Source organism: Vibrio sp. 10N.286.52.C3, from assembly GCF_041468865.1.
Taxonomy (GTDB): Bacteria; Pseudomonadota; Gammaproteobacteria; order Enterobacterales; family Vibrionaceae; genus Vibrio; species Vibrio crassostreae_C.
The window spans coordinates 1-374 of the sequence record NZ_JBFRJM010000154.1; the positions used below are offsets into that span (position 1 = coordinate 1).

2 tRNA genes are annotated in these 374 nt (G+C 47.1%); both read left to right on the forward strand.

What is annotated here, in order from left to right:
- The first annotated feature begins 79 nt into the window (after nucleotides 1–79).
- Nucleotides 80–156, forward strand: a tRNA-Asp gene (locus AB4138_RS23925).
- Nucleotides 157–191: 35 nt separating this feature from the next.
- Nucleotides 192–268, forward strand: a tRNA-Trp gene (locus AB4138_RS23930).
- The last annotated feature ends 106 nt before the right edge of the window (nucleotides 269–374 follow it).

Genomic DNA, 374 nt, shown 5'->3' on the forward strand with positions numbered 1-374 from the left:
ACATCGCCAGGCTTTAAATTAAATCTTTAGGTTGACCGACCTGGAGATATGGACGCTCACTTAGTGAGTTGACCACTGCGGAGTGGTAGTTCAGTTGGTTAGAATACCGGCCTGTCACGCCGGGGGTCGCGGGTTCGAGTCCCGTCCACTCCGCCACTTATTCAGAGTTTCAGCTCTTTAAAACTGAAAATAGGGGTGTAGCTCCAATTGGCAGAGCAGCGGATTCCAAATCCGCGTGTTGGGAGTTCGAATCTCTCCACCCCTGCCATATTTAAGGCTCTAGCAGAAATGCTAGAGCCTTTTTGCTTTCTGGAATTTAATAAATTACAGAAAGTAGCCTGGTATAAACAGCCCATTATACCAATCCGGAAAAT